Consider the following 16129-nt stretch of genomic DNA (forward strand, 5'->3'; position numbering starts at 1 on the left):
CCCGAAGCCCTGGTGGAGATGCGGCACACGGCGTGCCCCCGCGACTAGCCGCGCGGCAGGGCGGCCTCGTATTCGGCGCGGAAGGTCGCGAGCGAGCTGGCCAGCACCGTCGCCGCCCCGTCCACCAGCCCGCAGCGGCCGCTGCCCGGCAGCAGACGCGCCAGGTTCTCCAGCGCCGCCAGGTCGCCGGCGCGGCCGGCTCCGGTGTCCAGCCGCTCCAGGATGCGCGAGACCTGATGCGTGCCGATCTTGCAGGGCGGGCACTGGCCGCAGGAATTGTTGGCGAAGAAGGCGACATACTCCGCCGTCTTGCGAAGGATGCTGGTGCCCTCGCCGACCACGATCATCGCCCCGGTGCCCAGGCGCGAGCCGCGCGCCCGCAGGCTCTCGAAATCCAGCGCCACGTCGAGGTCGCCGGCCGTCAGCAGGGTGTTGGAGGGGCCGCCGGTGAAGACCGCCTTGAAGCCGCGCCCCGCCAGCATGCCGCCGCCCTGGGTGAAGACCAGCTCGCGCAGGCTGGTGCCCATCGGCAGCTCGTGCAGGCCGGGACGCAGCACGTCGCCCGAGAGGGAGTAGAGCTTGGTGCCCGCCGCCCCGCCCAGGCCGAGGGCCTGGTACCACGCGGCGCCGTGCCGCAGGATATGCGGCACATGGGCCAGGGTCTCGACATTGTTCACCAGTGTCGGCGCCCCGTGCACGCCCTGCTGGAAGGGAAAGGGCGGCTTCAGCCGGGGAAAGGGAAAGCCCCCCTCGACGCTGGAGATCGCGCCGGTCTCCTCGCCGCCGATGTAATGGCCGGAGCTCTCCCGCACTTGCAGCGTCAGCGCCTGCCCGATCGCCGCCGAGACGGAAGCGGCCAGCGGATGCGCCATCCAGGCGGCGACGGCGGCGCGGCAGGTGAGCACCGCCTCCCTCTCGCGCGGGTTGATGTAGAGCACCACCTGGGTCGCCTTCACCGCCAGGGCGGCGATCAGCGCCCCCTCGATCACCTGATGCGGCGTCGCGGCCAGCAGGAAGCGATCCTTGAAGGTGCCGGGTTCGTCCTCGTTGCCGTTGCAGATGATCCACCGCTCCGGCCCGGGCTGCGCCGCGACGCCAGCCCATTTGCGGTGCGTCGGGAAGCCTGCGCCGCCCAGGCCGCGCAGGCCGGACTGCTCCAGCACGGGGAGGATGGCGCCCGGGTCGGCCAGGGCCCGGGCCAGGCCCTGGCCGCCGCCCCCGGCCAGCCAGGCCCCGAGGTCGGCGCCGACACAGGCGGCCGGATCGGTGAGCACCTTCATGCGGCGCGCCCCAGCAGGCCCTCGGCGGTGACGTTGCCATAGGGCGGAAAGAGCAGCGGCGCCTTGCGGCCGAGATCCAGCCCGGCGGCCAGCAGGCCGCGTCGCCAGCCGGCGAGGTGGTTGAGGCCGAGGTTGCGCGGCCGCTCGGCCCGCGCCCCGGCGGCGGCCGCCGCCCCGGCGCGGCGCCCGAAGGCGACCAGCTCCAGCAGCGCATTGCCCATCATGCGGTTGCGGCCATGCAGCCCGCCCGTCACCTCGCCCGCCGCCAGCAGGCCCGGCAGGGCGGTCCGGCCGGCGCTGTCGATCGCCACGCCGCCATTCTGGTAGTGCAGCGTCGGCCGCACCAGGAACGGCTCCCGCGCCGGATCGAAGCCGGCGCGACGCGCGAGGTGCGACAGGGTCAGCAGGCGCTGGCTTAGGATGCCCGGCTGCTCCCGCTCCAGGCTGGGCGTATCGAGGAAGAGGCCGTGCCGGCCGTCGCGCACGACGCCGCGCCCCTCGGCCAGTTCGCGCAGCATGGCGGAAGCCACCACGTCGCGCGGCGCCAGCTCGGCGACGAAACGCTCGCCCCGCGCATTCACCAGCCGCGCTCCCGCCGAGCGCGCCGCCTCGCTGACCAGGGCGCCCTCCATGTGCGGCGGCCAGGCGATGCCGGTCGGGTGGAACTGGAAGCTGTCCGCCTCGCGCAGGCGCGCCCCGGCGCGATAGGCGAGCACCAGCCCGTCCGCCGTGGCGCCATAGTGGTTGGAGGTCGGGAAGCCGGCGAGATGCAGCCGGCCGGCGCCGCCCGTGGCCAGGATGGTGGCGCCGGCGCGGGCCAGCACCAGCCGCCCCTGCTCCAGGTCCTGCAGGACGGCGCCGCCGCAGCGGCCCCGGTCGTCGGTCAGCAGCTCCAGCGCCGGATGGCGGTCCAGCAGGGCGATGCCGGGGGTCAGCAGCACCGCCTCGCGCAGCGCCCGCATCATCTCGAGCCCGGTGAAGTCGCGGTAGGAGAGCAGCCGCGCCGCCGTGGCGCCGCCGGGCTTCCGGCGCAGCAGCGTGCCGCCCATGCGCTGCCGCTCGTCGGTCAGGTCGAAGCCCATGCCCTGGCGGATCAGCCAGCGGATGCAATCCGGCCCGTCGCCCACCAGGGCCGCGACCAGCGCCCGGTCGGCGGCGAAATGGCCGGCGCGCAGCGTATCCTCGAAATGCCGCTGCAGACTGTCCTCGGCGCCCACGGCCGCCTGGATGCCGCCCTCGGCCATCACCGTGTTGCCATCGCCCATGCGGAGCTTGGTGGCCAGCAGCACCCGCGCGCCGGCCCGCGCCGCCGTCAGCGCGGCGACGCACCCGGCCCCGCCGCCGCCGAGCACCAGCACGTCGGCATCGAGGATCGGCGCTCCGGCGATGTCGATGTCCTCCAGCAGGGAATCCGCCTCGAGCAGCGCGGCCAGCTCGGGCGGCACGGTCGCCCCGGCATCCGGACCGGCGCGCAGCGGCACCAGCCCGCCGGGGCGATGATCGGGATGGAAGCCCTTCAGCAGTTCCGGCACGGCGAGGGGGCAGGCCCGCTCCGGCGCCGGGGCCGCGGCGGCCCAGGCCCGCATCGCCTCGTCATAGGGCAGGCCGCCGCTCATGCCGGCGGGGCTGCGGGTGGCTGGGCCCCGGGCGCGTCCGGGTCGATCCGCTGGCCGCCGCCCTCGATCTCGTGCAGCCGCTGCATCAGGTCGGCCGGGCGCAGGGTCAGGGCGGCGCTCATCCGGCGGGCGAACTGGCCGAGATGCGCGGGGTCGATATGCTCCGGGCAGGCGGCGACGCAGAGGTTGCACATGACGCAGTGGTCGAAGAGCCCGGCCGCCGCGAAGACCTGGCCCTCGGCGGCCAGGTTGACCATCCGCTGCACCTCGATCCCCTTGGGGCAGGCGCGGTCGCAGCCGCTGCAATGGCGGCAGTGCCGCGCCTCGGGGAAGACGCGATCGATCTGCTCGGGGATGGACCAGCTGTCGCCCAGCGCCTCGAGGTCGTAGGCGTGCGGCCGCCGGGCCGGGAAATGATCGATGAAGGCGACCTGCATCCCCTCCTCGGCCACCACCTCGCAGGCCAGGGCGGTGCCGGCGATGCGCTCGCCCGTCCGCCGCACCAGCACCCGGCACGCGCCGCAGACGCCCTGGCCGAGGCAGCCGACATTCTCCGTCAGGGGCAGCCCGGCGCCGATCCAGGCCTGCAGCAGGGAAAGGCCCGGCCGTGCCTCGATGGCGTGCCCGTCGAAGACGAGGCGGACCCCCTTCTCCTCGCCTCCGGTCTCGCTGCCCGGCATCGGCGCGCTCCCTGATCTAGACGTGGCGATGCAGGGCGGCGCCCAGCAGCCCGGTATGCGGGCGCAACACCTGCCCGATCGGGATGGTTTCCAGATAGCCCGAGAAACGACCCTTCGCGGTGAAGCCGCGGATCAGCTCCTCCCTGTCGAGCAGGGGGCCGAGGTTGCGGCAGAGCCCGCCCGTGACATGCACGCCGCCCTCGGTCAGCAGGGTCAGGGCGTAGTTGCCGGCCACCGAGCCCAGCAGGAAGCAGAACAGCCGCACCGCCTCGGCCGAGGTCGGACAGTCGCCGGCGGCGGCGCGGTCCGAGACATCGCGCGGCGTCTCGTAGCGGATGGCGGTGCCGCGGATCTCCGCCAATGACCGCGCCGTCTGCAACAGGCCGGGCCCGGAGACCAGCCGCTCGGCCGAGACATGGCCGCCATGGATCTCCCGCAGCCGCCGCAGCAGCTCGGCCTGCAGCGCGTCCTGCGGCGCGAAGGAGGCGTGGCCCGCCTCGCTCGGCGCCACGCGCCATCCCCGGCCACCGGAGGCCGGGCCGTCGGGCAGCAGGAAGGCGACGCCGAGGCCGGTGCCGGGGCCGATCACCAGCCTCGGCCGCCCGGCCTTCGCCTCGCCCGGCTTCAGCGCGCGGAGATCCTCGCCGCCGAGCGCCGGGATGGCGGTGGCCTGGGCGACGAAGTCGTTGATGACGGCGAGGTCGCGCAGGCCGAGCCGCTCCCGCGCCGCGCGGATCGAGAAACGCCAGGCGCTGTTGGTGAAGGCGACGGTATCGCCCAGCACCGGCGTCGCCACGGCGAAGACGGCATCCCGCACCTTGCGCCCCGCCAGATAGGCCTCGGCCGCCTCGATCAGCCCGGGATGGTCGGCGACCGGCAGCTTGCGCTCCTCCCGCACCTGTCCATCCGGGCCGCAGAGCGCGAAGCGGGCATTGGTGCCGCCGATGTCGCCGACCAGCCGCGGCATCGCATCCGCCGGCGCGCGGGGCTCGGGGGAAGGGCGTCCGGTCGGGGTCGGGCTGTTCATCGGTTCCGCTCCTGGCCGAGGCTTCGGGGAAGGCTTTCCAGCGTTTCCAGCACGTTCGGCGCCGCGGCACAAGGAACCGGCAGGCCCCTCCCCCGCCGGACGCTCATCCGGCGATCATCGGCGGCAGGCGGGTCAGCTCGGGGCAGAGCGTCTCATAGGCCGCCGCCATCCGCAGCACGCCGAGATCGTCGCGCGGCCGGCCGATGATCTGCAGGCCCATCGGCAGGCCCTCGGGCGAGAAGCCGGCGGGCACGCTGATCGCGGGGCAGCCGGCCATGGTGGCGCCGACCACCACCTCCATCCAGCGGTGATAGCTGTCCATGGCGCGGCCCGCGATGGCCTTCGGCCAGTGCTCTCCGGCATCGAAGGGCCAGACCTGGGCCGTCGGCAGCAGCAGGAAGTCGTGGTGGCGGAACAGGGCCTGCAGCGCCTGGTACCAGGCGCCGCGCGCCACGCCGGCGTCGTAGACGTCGTTCGCAGACAGGCGCAGGCTGCCCTCGATCTCCCAGCGCGCCTCCGGCTTCACCAGGTCGCGCGTCGCCGGGTCCTCGATCAGGCCGCGCTGCTTGCCGCCGATGCTGTGCTGGCGCAGCACCACCCAGGCGCGCCACAGCCGCTCCGGGTCGAAGTCGGGCCGGGCCGCCTCGACCCTGGCGCCGAGCGCCCTGAAGCGCCCGCAGGCCCGCTCGCAGAGTTCGAGGATGCCCGCCTCGAACGGCAGGTGGCCGCCGAGATCGCCCAGCCAGGCGAGGCGGCGGCCGGCGGGGTCGAAGTCCAGCCGGTCCTCGAAGCGGAAGCCGGGATCCTCCAGCGAGAGCGGCACGCGCTCGTCGCGCCCCGCCTGCACCGAGAGCAGCATGGCGAGATCGGCGATGCTGCGCGCCATCGGCCCGTCGGTGGACATCTGGGTGTAGAACGGGTCGGCATTCTCCGCCGGCACGCGGCCCTGCGAGGGGCGGAAGCCGAAGACGTTGTTGTAGGCGGCCGGGTTGCGGAGCGAGCCGCCCATGTCGCTGCCATCGGCCACCGGGAGCATGCGCAGGGCCAGGGCCACCGCGGCGCCGCCGCTCGAGCCGCCGGCGATGCGCGAGGGGTCGTAGGCGTTGCGCGTCACGCCGAAGACCGGATTATAGGTGTTGGAGCCGTAGCCGAACTCCGGCACGTTGGTCTTGCCGATGAGGATCGCGCCGGCGGCCCGCATGCGCGCGACGAAGATGGCGTCCTGCTGGGGCACTTGGTCGCGGTAGATCGGCGAACCCAGGGTGGTCCGCAGCCCGCGGGTGGCCGCCAGATCCTTGATCGCCTGCGGCAGGCCATGCAGCGGCCCCACCGCCGCCCCCGCCGCCACGGCACGGTCGGCCGCCTCGGCCTCGGCCAGCAGCTCCTCCTCCGGGCGCAGCGAGACGATGGCGTTGCAGACCGGGTTCACCGCCGCGACATGGCCGAGGCAGGCGCGCATCAGCTCGACCGCGGAGATCTCGCGCGCGCGGATCATCCGTGCCAGGGGCACGGCACCCAGCCGCAGCAGTTCAGGCAAAGCGACCGGAGCAGGGGAAGCGGAAGCGGTCATGGCGCGGCGCGGGGCCTCCATTGGCGGAGCGGGAGCACGCAGGGTGGGCCGGATCGGGCCGGCTGGCCAGAGGGGGCCTCGCCGGCCACCGGTCCGGCCGCGTCAGCCCAGGCCGTAGAAGCGGCGCGCGTTGCCACCCAGCACGGCGGCGCGCTCGGCCCCGGTGCATCCCGTCAGCAGCCTGGAGGTGACCTCCTGCCAGCCCGGATAGCTGCCCGCCAGCTCCAGCACCGGCCAGTCGCTGCCCCAGATCATCCGCTCCGGCCCGAAGCAGGCCAGCATATGCCCGGCCCAGGGCTCCAGCTCCTGCTCCGTCCAGGCCGGCGCGGCCTCGGTCACCAGACCGGAGAGCTTGCAATGGACCGAGGGCATGGCGGCGGCGGCGGCCAGCCGGCTGGCCCAGGGATGCCAGCATCCCTCGCGGATCGGTGGCTTGGCGCCATGGTCGATCACCATCGGCAGATCCGGGTGGCGCCGTGCCAGGACCGGCACGAGGCCGAGCTGGTCGGCGCGCAGCAGCAGGTCCAGGCGCAGCCCGTGGCGCGCCATCGCCTCCAGCCCGGGCCGCACCTCCGGCCGCAGGATCCAGTCGGCCTCGGGAAGGTCCTGCAGCATCGGCCGCAGCCCTTTCAGCAGCGGATCGGCGGCCAGGGCGGCGATGCGCGCCGGCGCCCCGGGCGCGGCGAGGTCGGTCCAGCCCACCACGCCGCGCACCAGCCCGCCGGAGCCGCGCGCCACCTCCAGCAGGAAGGCCGTCTCGGCCTCGGTGGCATCGGCCTGGACCAGCACGGTGGTGTCGACGGCGCCGAGCTGCGGCCGCAGATCCTCCAGCCCGTAGTCGCGATGGATCGGCAGCGCCGGCCGCAGCCAGCCATAGCCGCCGCGCGACAGGCGCCAGACATGGTGGTGGGCATCGACCCAGCCGCTCATGGCGCGATGACGCCCTTGGTCAGCAGGATGTTGCCGTAGAGCCGCCGCTCGCCGGTCTGCAGGATGGCGAAGGCCGCGCCCGCCTGCTCGTAGAAGGCGAAGCGCTCGATGGCCACGGGCGGCGGCGCGCCGGCCTCGGCCAGGACGGCGGCGAAGGCCTGGACCGCCTCGGGCCGCGCCGCCGGATCACCCACCACGGCCATGACCCGCACCGGGTCGTCGATGAAGTCGTCGATCGGCAGGACGGTCAGGATGGCGCGCAGCACGGCATCGGCCTCGAGGCCGGGGAAGCGCAGCAGGCGGCGCGCCCGGGCGGCGGCGGGGAAGTTGGCGTCGGCCAGGACCAGCGTGTCGCCATGGCCCATGGCGGCCAGGACCCGCAGCAGCTCCGGCGTCAGATAGGGGTGAAGTCCCTTGAGCATGCGCGACCTTCCGCCCTGCGTGGCTCAGACGTGCTGGCCACCGTTGATGTGGATCTCCGCCCCGTTCACGTAGGAGGAGGCGGCGGAGCAGAGAAAGAGGATGGTCTCGGCCACCTCCTCCGCCCGGCCGAGGCGGCGCATCGGGATCTGCCGCTCGACGATCTCCTCGGTGCCCGGGGAAAGGATCGCGGTGTCGATCTCGCCGGGCGCGATGGCGTTCACCCGGATGCCATGGGCGCCGAATTCATGCGCCATCTCCCGCGTCAGCGCCGCCAACGCCGCCTTCGAGCAGGCATAGGCCGCGCCGGCGAAGGGATGCACGCGGGAGCCGACGATGGAGGTGACGTTGACGATGCTGCCGCCGGCCGCCTTCAGCTCCGGGAAGAGCCCGCGGGCCAGGGCGGCGGTGGAGAAGAGGTTGACGTTGAAGACCGAGGTCCAGACGGCATGGTCGCTGTCCAGCGCGCCGAGCCGCGCGCCGCCCGGCCCCTTGGGGGAAATGCCGGCATTGTTGACCAGGGCATGCAGCCGGCCGCCCGGCAGGCGCTCGCGCACCTCGGCGATCAGCGCCTGCACCTGGTCGGGGTTGGACAGGTCGGCCTGGATATGGCCCCAGCGCGCGCCCGGCCAGCGACATTCCTCCGAGAAGGGCTGCCGCGAGACGCTGAGGATGCGCCAGCCCTCGCTCTGGAACCGCTTGACCGTGGCATGGCCGATGCCGCGGCTGGCGCCGGTCAGCAGCATGATCCTGGGGGTATCGCCCATCGCGCGCAATCCTTGGGGGGCCGCGCCGTCGCGGCCGGGTGTGGCAGTCGTGCCGGTCCCGTGGGCCAGGCCCGCCGGGCGGAGGACGCCGCCGCCATGCTGACGCGGATCGCGCCCGCGGGAAAGGGCGCCCGGAAGCCGGGGCCCCGCTACCGGGCTCTCGCTACCGGGCCCCGCTACCGGGGCCGCCGCTCCGTGGCGAAGATCAGCAGCGCCATCACGGCAAGGCCGGCACCGGTCAGCACGGTCGCCCACCAGCCGCCATGGGTGAAGGTGAAGGCGCCGAGCCAGGAGCCCGCCGCGCCGCAAAGGAACACCACCGTCATGTAGCCGGCGTTCAGCCGGCTCCGCGCCTCGGCGGCCAGGCTGTAGATCACCCGCTGGCCGGCCACCTGATTGGTCTGGGTCGCGGCATCGAGCAGCACGGCGACGACGGCCAGGCCCAGCAGCCAGCCGGCCGCCGCCATCCAGCCGGCGGCCAGGAAGCCCAGCAGCAGCCCCAGCAGGGCGAGGCCGGTGGCCTGCCAGACCAGGCCCCGGTCGGCCAGCCGCCCGGCCAGTGGCGCGGCGAGCGCGCCCCCCGCCCCGGCCAGGGCGAAGAGGGCGATGCCGCGCTGGTCCAGGCCGAAGCGCCCGGCCAGGAGCAGCGGCACGGCCGTCCAGAACAGGTTGAACATGGCGAAGACCAGGCCCTGATAGGCGGCCCGGCGCTGCAGCACCCGCTGCCGGGCCAGCAGATGCAGCGTCGAGACCAGGATCTGGCCATAGTGCAGGCCGCTGCGCGGAGACCGACGCGGCAGGATGCGCCAGAGCATCGCCAGGATCACCAGCATCAGTCCGGCCGAGAACCAGAAGATGGCGCGCCAGCCGAAGCCGGCCGCCGCCATATTGGCCGCCGGCCGGGCCAGCATGATGCCGCCGATCAGCCCGCCCATGATATTGCCGATGACCCGGCCCCGGTTCCGCTCCTCGGCGAGGTGCGCGGCGAGCGGGATCAGCACCTGCGCGCCCACGGCGCAGAAGCCCACCACGAAGGAGGCGGCGAGGAAACCGGCGGCCGAGCCCGATACGGCGATGCCCGCCAGCCCCAGGCCGGTGCCGCCCACGGTGAGCAGGATCAGCCGGCGATTCTCCACCAGGTCGCCGAGCGAGGCCAGCAGGAGCAGCCCGGCGCCATAGCCCAGCTGCGTCACGGTGACGGTGAGGCCGGCGAGGCTGTCGGGCAGCCTCAGGGCCGGGCCGATCAGCCCGATCAGCGCCTGGGCGTAGTAGAGGTTGGCCACCATGGCGCCGCAGGCCAGGGCGAAGACCAGGACCATGGCGCCGTCCATCCCCTCGCCGGGGCGCGCCTCGGCCCTCTCCTGACCGCTCGCCGTCACGTCGGCCGCCGCGCGGCGCGGTCCGTCGGGAAGGCGTGCCGCCGCGCCGGTCGCGGCAGGTGTGGCGATGGACAGGGCATGAGCGTCTCGGAGCCGGGAGCGGGGAGCAGGGGCATTGTGCGACGCGATATAGGGGCGGCCGGTGGCCGGCAAACCGTCCCTCCCCCGCTGCCGCCGCGGCTCAGCCCCGCGTCCAAGCGGGCGGGCGCTTCTCGCGGAAGGCGGCGATGCCCTCCTCGGCCTCCCCGGCCGCGGCGCGGGCGAAGGCCTGCGCCGCGGTCTCCGCATAGGCCGGGGGGGAGACCGGGCCCAGGGCGGCGATCAGCCGCTTGGTCTCCGCCAGCGCCCCGGGCGCGCCCTGCAGCAGCTCCGCGATCACCTCGGCCACGCGCCGGTCGAGCGCGGCGGCATCCTCCACCGCCTCATGCACCAGCCCCGCCCGCGCCGCGGCGCCGGCATCGAGGACGCCCGCCTGCAACACCAGGCGCGTGGCGGCGCTCCGGCCCATGCGGCGCACCAGCCAGGGCAGGATCTGTCCCGGCACCAGGCCACGCCGCACCTCGGGCGCGGCGAAGCGGGCGGAGGCGTCGGCCAGGGCGATGTCGGCGGCGCAGACGAAGCCCAGGCCTCCCGCATAGACCGAGCCTTCCACCTGGGCGATGACCACCTGCGGCAGGGCGGCGAGCGCCTCGAAGCAGGCGCCGATGCTGCGGTTGCGTTCGAGCTGCGCCGCCAGCTTGGCGTCGGTGGCCTCCGCCGCCCCCACCTCGCCCAGATCCAGCCCGGCGCAGAAATGGCCACCCGCGCCGCTGACCACGACGATGCGCGCGCCCGCATCCCGCCGCAGCGACTCCAGCGCCTCGCGCAGCCGGGCGATGAGGTCCGCGCTCAGCGCGTTGCGCCGCGCCGGACGGTTCAGCACCAGCCGGACGACGGCGCCCTGGCGCCGGACCAGCAATGGCGTGTCCTGCTCCTGCATCCTCTCTCCCTTCCTCCCGTTCGATTGTGCGTTTCCGGGATGATGTCCCGGCTTTCTGCCACGACGATGTAACATCTGTCGCGCCCATGGGAATCTCATGGCACGCTTTCCGCCGATGGCGTCCCGTGCGGGACCGGCGATCCCGCCGAACCGCCGGATGCCTCTCGAGTGATGCGATTGAAGGCTTCATGCGGCACGGACATCCCATTCCGCGAGCACCCCGCCAGGGGTGAGGATGGCGGCCGGCCGGCCAGCCCAAGAGGCCGTATTGGCTGGTCAGGAGCGCCGCGCGCTTGCGGCATTCCATTTCCGACCCAGATTCTTTTCCAGGGTTCGGTGCGCCGCCCGGCCGGCGTGGTGCCGAAGGCACAGGTTGAACGAATTTTGCCGAATTACACCTTTTCGTGTGCAGCATGACAGATTTGCGGATTACGCTGCACTGCGGAAGCCGGCCCGGGTCTTCCCCTCCCGGCGGGAAGGCGTCGCCGGCGGAGACGGGACGCGAGGGCCATGCCAGGGCCGGAGGCCGGGGGAATCGGAGGCGAGGCGGCGTCGCCGCCCGGCCCCCGGAAACGCTGAACGAGCACGCTGACGGGCGGCGCGATCCAAGGCCGCCGCCGCCCGGACCACCGCGAAGGTAGGAGCGAGACAAATGGGACATGCTGACGACCTCTTCCGCCTCCACGCCTCCCTGCAGGCGGACCGCCGCGAGCAGGACATGTCCCTGGCGGAGTGGCTGAAAGCGTGCCGTGACGACCCCAGCCTCTATGCCTCGGCGCCCGAGCGGATGCTGAAGGCCATCGGCGAGCCGCAGCTCGTCGACACCGCGCGCGACGCGCGGCTCGGCCGCATCTTCATGAACCGCACCATGCGGCTCTACCCGGCCTTCAGCGAGTTCCACGGCATGGAGGACACGATCGAGCGCATCGTGGCCTATTTCCGCCACGCCGCGCAGGGGCTGGAGGAGCGCAAGCAGATCCTCTACCTGCTCGGCCCTGTCGGCGGCGGCAAGTCCTCGTTGGGCGAGCGGCTGAAGGCGCTGATGGAGGAGCAGCCGATCTATGTGCTGAAGGCCGGCCACGCGCTCAGCCCGGTCTTCGAGAGCCCGCTCGGCCTCTTCGACCCCGAGCGCATGGGCGCCATGCTGGAGGGCGATTATGGCATCCCGCGCCGCCGCCTCTCGGGCATCGCCTCACCCTGGGCGATCAAGCGGCTCGACGAGTTCGACGGCGACATCTCGCGCTTCCGCGTGGTCAAGCTCTACCCCTCCCGCCTGCGGCAGATCGCCATCGCCAAGGTCGAGCCGGGCGACGAGAACAACCAGGACATCTCCTCCCTGGTCGGCAAGGTCGATATCCGCAAGCTGGAGCAGTTCAGCCAGAACGACTCGGACGCCTATGCCTATTCCGGCGGCCTGAACCGGGCGAATCAGGGGCTCCTCGAATTCGTCGAGATGTTCAAGGCGCCGATCAAGATGCTGCACCCGCTGCTGACGGCGACGCAGGAGAACAACTACGTCGGCACGGAAAGCATCGGCTCCATTCCCTTCACCGGCATCGTGCTCGCCCATTCCAACGAGGCCGAGTGGCAGAGCTTCAAGAACAACCGCACCAACGAGGCTTTCATCGACCGCGTCTGCGTCGTCAAGGTGCCGTACTGCCTGCGCGCGACCGAGGAGGCGCGGATCTACGACAAGCTGATCCGCGGCTCCGAGCTGGCCCGCGCGCCCTGCGCCCCGCACACGCTGGAGATGCTGTCCCGCTTCTCCGTCCTCTCGCGCCTGAAGCCGCACGAGAACAGCACCATCTTCGCCAAGCTGCGTGTCTATGACGGCGAGAACATCAAGGAGACCGACCCCAAGGCGCGTACCATGCAGGAGTACCGCGACGCCGCGGGCGTGGACGAGGGCATGGAGGGCATCTCCACCCGCTTCGCCTTCAAGGTGCTCTCGGCCGCCTTCAACCACGATCCCTCCGAGGTCTCGGCCGATCCGGTGCACCTGATGTATGTGCTGGAGCAGGCGGTGAAGCGCGAGCAGTTCCCCGATGATGTGGAGCGGCAGTACCTCGCCTTCATCAAGGGAGAGCTGGCGCCGCGCTACGCCGAGTTCATCGGTCACGAGATCCAGAAGGCCTATCTGGAAAGCTACCACGACTACGGCCAGAACCTCTTCGACCGCTACGTGGATTACGCGGATGCCTGGATCGAGGACCAGGACTTCAAGGACCCCGACACCGGCCAGTTGATGAGCCGCGACCTGCTGAACCAGGAGCTGACCAAGATCGAGAAGCCCGCCGGGATCGCCAATCCGAAGGACTTCCGCAACGAGGTGGTCAAGTTCGCGCTGCGCGCCCGCGCCAACCATGGCGGCCGCAACCCGTCCTGGACCTCCTATGAGAAGCTGCGGGAGGTGATCGAGAAGCGCATGTTCAGCCAGGTGGAGGATCTGCTGCCGGTGATCTCCTTCGGCTCCAAGAAGGATGGGGACACCGAGCGGAAGCATGACGAATTCGTCAGCCGGATGGTCGCGCGCGGCTATACCGAGCGCCAGGTCCGCCGCCTGGTCGAATGGTACATGCGCGTGAAGCAGTCGGCCTGAGGCCACCAGAGGGAGGCGTCCGACTTGGACATCATCGACCGACGGCCCAACCCCCACGGCAAGAGCCTCGAGAACCGGGTCCGCGTGCTCAACCGGGCCAAGGCGGCCGTGACCCGCGCGGCCCAGGCGGCTATCGCCGCGCGCTCGCTGCGGGATGCGGGCAAGGGCGAGGACGGGCGCGGCGAGGCGGTGACCGTTCCGGCCAGGACGCTGGCCGAGCCGGGCTTCCACACGGTCTTCAGCGGCGGCGCGCGCGAGCATGTCCTGCCCGGCAACAAGAGCTTCTCCACCGGCGACCGCATCCCCCGCCCGCCGGGCGGCGGCGGCGGGGGTGGCGGCAGCGGTCCCGGCGCCGGCCAGGGCGATGGCGAGGACAGCTTCCGCTTCCTGCTGACCCGTGACGAGTTCCTCGACCTGTTCTTCGACGATCTCGAACTGCCCGATCTGGTGAAGCGCCAGATCAAGGACATGGAGAAGCCCGCCCCGTCCCGCGCCGGCTTCACCGTCTCCGGCAATCCGGCCCAGCTCGACCTCGGCCGCACCATGCGCCAGTCGCTCGCCCGCCGCATCGGGCTGCGCCGCCCGAAGCCGGCTGAGGCGGAGGCGCTGGAGGCGGAGATCGAGACCCTGGAGGCGAGCGGCGCCGATCCCGCCCGGCTGGAAGCGGCCAGGCTGGAGCTGGACGAGGTGATGCGGCGGCGTGGCCGGGTGCCCTTCATCGACCCGATCGACATCCGCTACCGCAATTTCGAGCAGGTGCCCCGCCCCTCCTCCAAGGCGGTGATGTTCTGCCTGATGGATGTGTCCGGCTCGATGACCGAGCCGATGAAGGAGATGGCCAAGCGCTTCTTCCTGCTGCTGAACGTCTTCCTGGAGCGGCGCTACAAGCGCGTCGACCTGGTCTTCATCCGCCACACCGAGACAGCGCAGGAGGTGGACGAGGATGCCTTCTTCCACGATCCGCGCACCGGCGGCACGGTGGTCTCCTCGGCGCTGACGGAGATGATCCGTATCCAGCGCGAGCGCTACCCGGCCACGGAATGGAATATCTACGGCGCCCAGGCCTCGGACGGCGACAACCATCCGAGCGACACGGGCCACGCCGTCGCCCTGCTGGAGGCCGAGATCCTGCCGGCCGTGCAGCACTACGCCTATATCGAGATCGGCACGCCCGAGGCGCTGCTGCACCGCACCAGCGACCTCTGGCGCGGCTATGCCGGGCTGGCGGCGCGGGCCGAGCGGCTGGCGCTGCGCCGCGTCTCGGAACAGCGCGACATCTTCCCGGTCTTCCGCAGCCTCTTCTCGCGCGGCGAGGCCCGGGCGAGGGAGCGCGCGCCATGAGCGGGGATGGGCTGCTGTTCGAGGGCGCGGACTGGGATTTCGGCACGCTGCGCCGCATTCATGACGCCGCCGAGGAGATCGCCGAGAAGGAGCTTGGCCTCTCGGTCCATCCGAACCGGATCGAGGTCATTACCGCCGAGCAGATGCTCGATGCCTATGCCTCGAACGGCATGCCGCTGATGTACCAGCACTGGTCCTTCGGCAAGCGTTTCATGCAGCACGAGGGCCTGTACCGGAAGGGCCTGCAGGGCCTGGCCTATGAGATCGTCATCAACAGCAGGCCCTGCATCAGCTATCTGATGGAGGAGAACAGCGCCACGATGCAGGCGCTGGTCATCTCCCACGCCGCCTTCGGCCACAACCACTTCTTCCGGAACAACCGGCTGTTCCAGGAATGGACCGATCCCTCCGGCATCCTGGACTATCTGGAATTCGCCCGCGGCTTCATCGCCCGCTGCGAGGAACGCCACGGCCGCGCCGCGGTGGAGCGGATCCTGGATGCCGCCCATGCCCTCTCGGCGCAGGGCGTGCATCACCCGACCGCCGGCAAGCCGCTCGACCTCAAGGCGGAGGAGAAGCGCGAGCGCGAGCGCCGGGAGCATGACGAGCGGGTCTTCAACGATCTCTGGCGCACCCTGCCGCAGACCGGCGCCGCCCCCGCCGCGGCCGACCCGGTCGCCGAGCGGCAGCGGCGGCTGCGCCTGCCGGAGGAGAGCCTGCTCTACTTCCTGGAGAAGTTCGGCCCCCGCCTGGCGCCCTGGCAGCGGGAGATCCTGCGCATCGTCCGGCTGATCTCGCAGTACTTCCACCCGCAGCGCCAGACCAAGGTGATGAACGAGGGCTGCGCCACCTGGACGCACTACTACATCATGAACCGGTTCCATCAGCAGGGCCGGATCCATGACGGGCATTTCCTGGAGTTCCTGTCCTCCCACGCCAATGTGCTGACGCAGCCGGATTTCGACGATCCGCGCTTCGGCGGCTTCAATCCCTATGCGCTGGGCTTCGCGGTGATGCGCGACATCGAGCGCATCTGCACCGAGCCGACGGCGGAGGACCGGCGCTGGTTCCCCGACTTCGCCGGCAACCGGGACCCCTTCGGCACCCTGCGCCACGCCTGGTCCGAATACCGGGACGAGAGCTTCCTGCTGCAGTACCTCTCGCCCAAGGTCATCCGCGACTTCCGGCTGTTCCGCCTGCGTGACGAGCATGCCCGCCCGCATCTGACGGTCGATGCCATCCATGACGAGGAGGGCTATCGCCAGATCCGCCGCTCCCTCGCCGGCACCTACGAGATCGGCCGCATGGCGCCCGAGATCCTGGTCGTGGATGTCGACCTCGGCGGCGACCGGCGGCTGATGCTGGAGCACCGCACCCAGTCGGGCCATCTGCTGGTGGAGAACGATGCACGGGTGACGCTGGAGCTGCTGGCCTCGCTCTGGGGCTATGAGGTCAGCCTGGCGGAGGTGGACGCGGCGACCGGCCGCATCCTGCGCCAGCACCGGGTGGGACCTTCCGCCTGAGGGGGTCCGCTCGGCCAA

13 protein-coding genes are annotated in these 16129 nt (G+C 72.1%); 3 read left to right on the forward strand and 10 right to left on the reverse strand.

Going from position 1 to position 16129, the window contains the following annotated elements; genetic code table 11:
• Positions 1 to 44: 44 nt before the first annotated feature.
• The 10 genes from ACF3NH_RS18380 to ACF3NH_RS18425 all read right to left on the reverse strand — a co-directional run bounded on the left by ACF3NH_RS18380 (position 45) and on the right by ACF3NH_RS18425 (position 10648).
• Positions 45 to 1280 carry a complex I 51 kDa subunit family protein gene (locus tag ACF3NH_RS18380; protein ID WP_198366752.1) on the reverse strand — a complete coding sequence of 412 codons (1236 nt, stop codon included), beginning with the start codon at positions 1278 to 1280 and terminating at the stop codon, positions 45 to 47.
• A complete protein-coding gene (locus tag ACF3NH_RS18385) occupies positions 1277 to 2896 on the reverse strand; it encodes an FAD-binding protein (protein ID WP_422924923.1) in 1620 nt (539 codons plus the stop codon). Before ACF3NH_RS18385 ends, ACF3NH_RS18380 begins: the two co-directional genes overlap by 4 nt.
• Positions 2893 to 3576, reverse strand: coding sequence for a 4Fe-4S dicluster domain-containing protein (locus ACF3NH_RS18390; RefSeq protein WP_422924925.1), 684 nt, complete (start codon positions 3574 to 3576; stop codon positions 2893 to 2895). Before ACF3NH_RS18390 ends, ACF3NH_RS18385 begins: the two co-directional genes overlap by 4 nt.
• Before the next feature lie 16 nt (positions 3577 to 3592).
• Complete coding sequence (glk, locus tag ACF3NH_RS18395) at positions 3593 to 4603, reverse strand: glucokinase (protein ID WP_422924927.1); 1011 nt, start codon at positions 4601 to 4603, stop codon at positions 3593 to 3595.
• 103 nt (positions 4604 to 4706) lie between these two features.
• Positions 4707 to 6173: an amidase gene (locus ACF3NH_RS18400; RefSeq protein WP_422924929.1), complete on the reverse strand. Its 1467-nt coding sequence runs from the start codon at positions 6171 to 6173 to the stop codon at positions 4707 to 4709.
• A 102-nt stretch (positions 6174 to 6275) separates the two neighbouring features.
• Entirely contained in the window at positions 6276 to 7103 is an 828-nt protein-coding gene (locus ACF3NH_RS18405; protein WP_422924931.1) for an amidohydrolase family protein, read from the reverse strand.
• A complete protein-coding gene (locus ACF3NH_RS18410) occupies positions 7100 to 7525 on the reverse strand; it encodes an RbsD/FucU family protein (protein WP_198366757.1) in 426 nt (141 codons plus the stop codon). Before ACF3NH_RS18410 ends, ACF3NH_RS18405 begins: the two co-directional genes overlap by 4 nt.
• Positions 7526 to 7549: 24 nt before the next feature.
• A complete protein-coding gene (locus ACF3NH_RS18415; RefSeq protein WP_198366758.1) occupies positions 7550 to 8290 on the reverse strand; it encodes an SDR family NAD(P)-dependent oxidoreductase in 741 nt (246 codons plus the stop codon).
• 176 nt (positions 8291 to 8466) lie between these two features.
• Positions 8467 to 9669, reverse strand: coding sequence for an MFS transporter (locus ACF3NH_RS18420; RefSeq protein WP_422924934.1), 1203 nt, complete (start codon positions 9667 to 9669; stop codon positions 8467 to 8469).
• A 181-nt stretch (positions 9670 to 9850) separates the two neighbouring features.
• Complete coding sequence (locus tag ACF3NH_RS18425; protein ID WP_422924936.1) at positions 9851 to 10648, reverse strand: enoyl-CoA hydratase-related protein; 798 nt, start codon at positions 10646 to 10648, stop codon at positions 9851 to 9853.
• A gap of 652 nt (positions 10649 to 11300) precedes the next feature.
• Here ACF3NH_RS18425 and ACF3NH_RS18430 point away from each other — a divergent pair.
• From ACF3NH_RS18430 to ACF3NH_RS18440, 3 genes are read left to right on the forward strand one after another with little or no spacing between them, the layout of a single operon-like run.
• Positions 11301 to 13247 carry a PrkA family serine protein kinase gene (locus ACF3NH_RS18430; RefSeq protein ID WP_198366760.1) on the forward strand — a complete coding sequence of 649 codons (1947 nt, stop codon included), beginning with the start codon at positions 11301 to 11303 and terminating at the stop codon, positions 13245 to 13247.
• Between the two features lie 24 nt (positions 13248 to 13271).
• Complete coding sequence (locus ACF3NH_RS18435; protein WP_422924938.1) at positions 13272 to 14588, forward strand: YeaH/YhbH family protein; 1317 nt, start codon at positions 13272 to 13274, stop codon at positions 14586 to 14588.
• The gene (locus tag ACF3NH_RS18440) at positions 14585 to 16111 is read left to right on the forward strand and encodes a SpoVR family protein (RefSeq protein ID WP_198366762.1); all 1527 of its coding nucleotides are present in this window, start codon (positions 14585 to 14587) and stop codon (positions 16109 to 16111) included. Before ACF3NH_RS18435 ends, ACF3NH_RS18440 begins: the two co-directional genes overlap by 4 nt.
• Positions 16112 to 16129: the final 18 nt, after the last annotated feature.

The organism is Pseudoroseomonas sp. WGS1072, from assembly GCF_049340465.1.
In the GTDB taxonomy this organism is placed as follows: domain Bacteria; phylum Pseudomonadota; class Alphaproteobacteria; order Acetobacterales; family Acetobacteraceae; genus Pseudoroseomonas.

Excerpts from the sequence above, each read along its gene's own strand:
- ACF3NH_RS18380 (WP_198366752.1), bottom strand. The coding sequence starts at position 1,280 with ATGAAGGTGCTCACCGATCCGGCCGCCTGTGTCGGCGCCGACCTCGGG.
- ACF3NH_RS18385 (WP_422924923.1), bottom strand. The coding sequence starts at position 2,896 with ATGAGCGGCGGCCTGCCCTATGACGAGGCGATGCGGGCCTGGGCCGCC.
- ACF3NH_RS18390 (WP_422924925.1), bottom strand. The coding sequence starts at position 3,576 with ATGCCGGGCAGCGAGACCGGAGGCGAGGAGAAGGGGGTCCGCCTCGTC.
- glk (WP_422924927.1), bottom strand. The coding sequence starts at position 4,603 with ATGAACAGCCCGACCCCGACCGGACGCCCTTCCCCCGAGCCCCGCGCG.
- ACF3NH_RS18400 (WP_422924929.1), bottom strand. The coding sequence starts at position 6,173 with ATGACCGCTTCCGCTTCCCCTGCTCCGGTCGCTTTGCCTGAACTGCTG.
- ACF3NH_RS18405 (WP_422924931.1), bottom strand. The coding sequence starts at position 7,103 with ATGAGCGGCTGGGTCGATGCCCACCACCATGTCTGGCGCCTGTCGCGC.
- ACF3NH_RS18410 (WP_198366757.1), bottom strand. The coding sequence starts at position 7,525 with ATGCTCAAGGGACTTCACCCCTATCTGACGCCGGAGCTGCTGCGGGTC.
- ACF3NH_RS18415 (WP_198366758.1), bottom strand. The coding sequence starts at position 8,290 with ATGGGCGATACCCCCAGGATCATGCTGCTGACCGGCGCCAGCCGCGGC.
- ACF3NH_RS18425 (WP_422924936.1), bottom strand. The coding sequence starts at position 10,648 with ATGCAGGAGCAGGACACGCCATTGCTGGTCCGGCGCCAGGGCGCCGTC.
- ACF3NH_RS18430 (WP_198366760.1), top strand. The coding sequence starts at position 11,301 with ATGGGACATGCTGACGACCTCTTCCGCCTCCACGCCTCCCTGCAGGCG.
- ACF3NH_RS18440 (WP_198366762.1), top strand. The coding sequence starts at position 14,585 with ATGAGCGGGGATGGGCTGCTGTTCGAGGGCGCGGACTGGGATTTCGGC.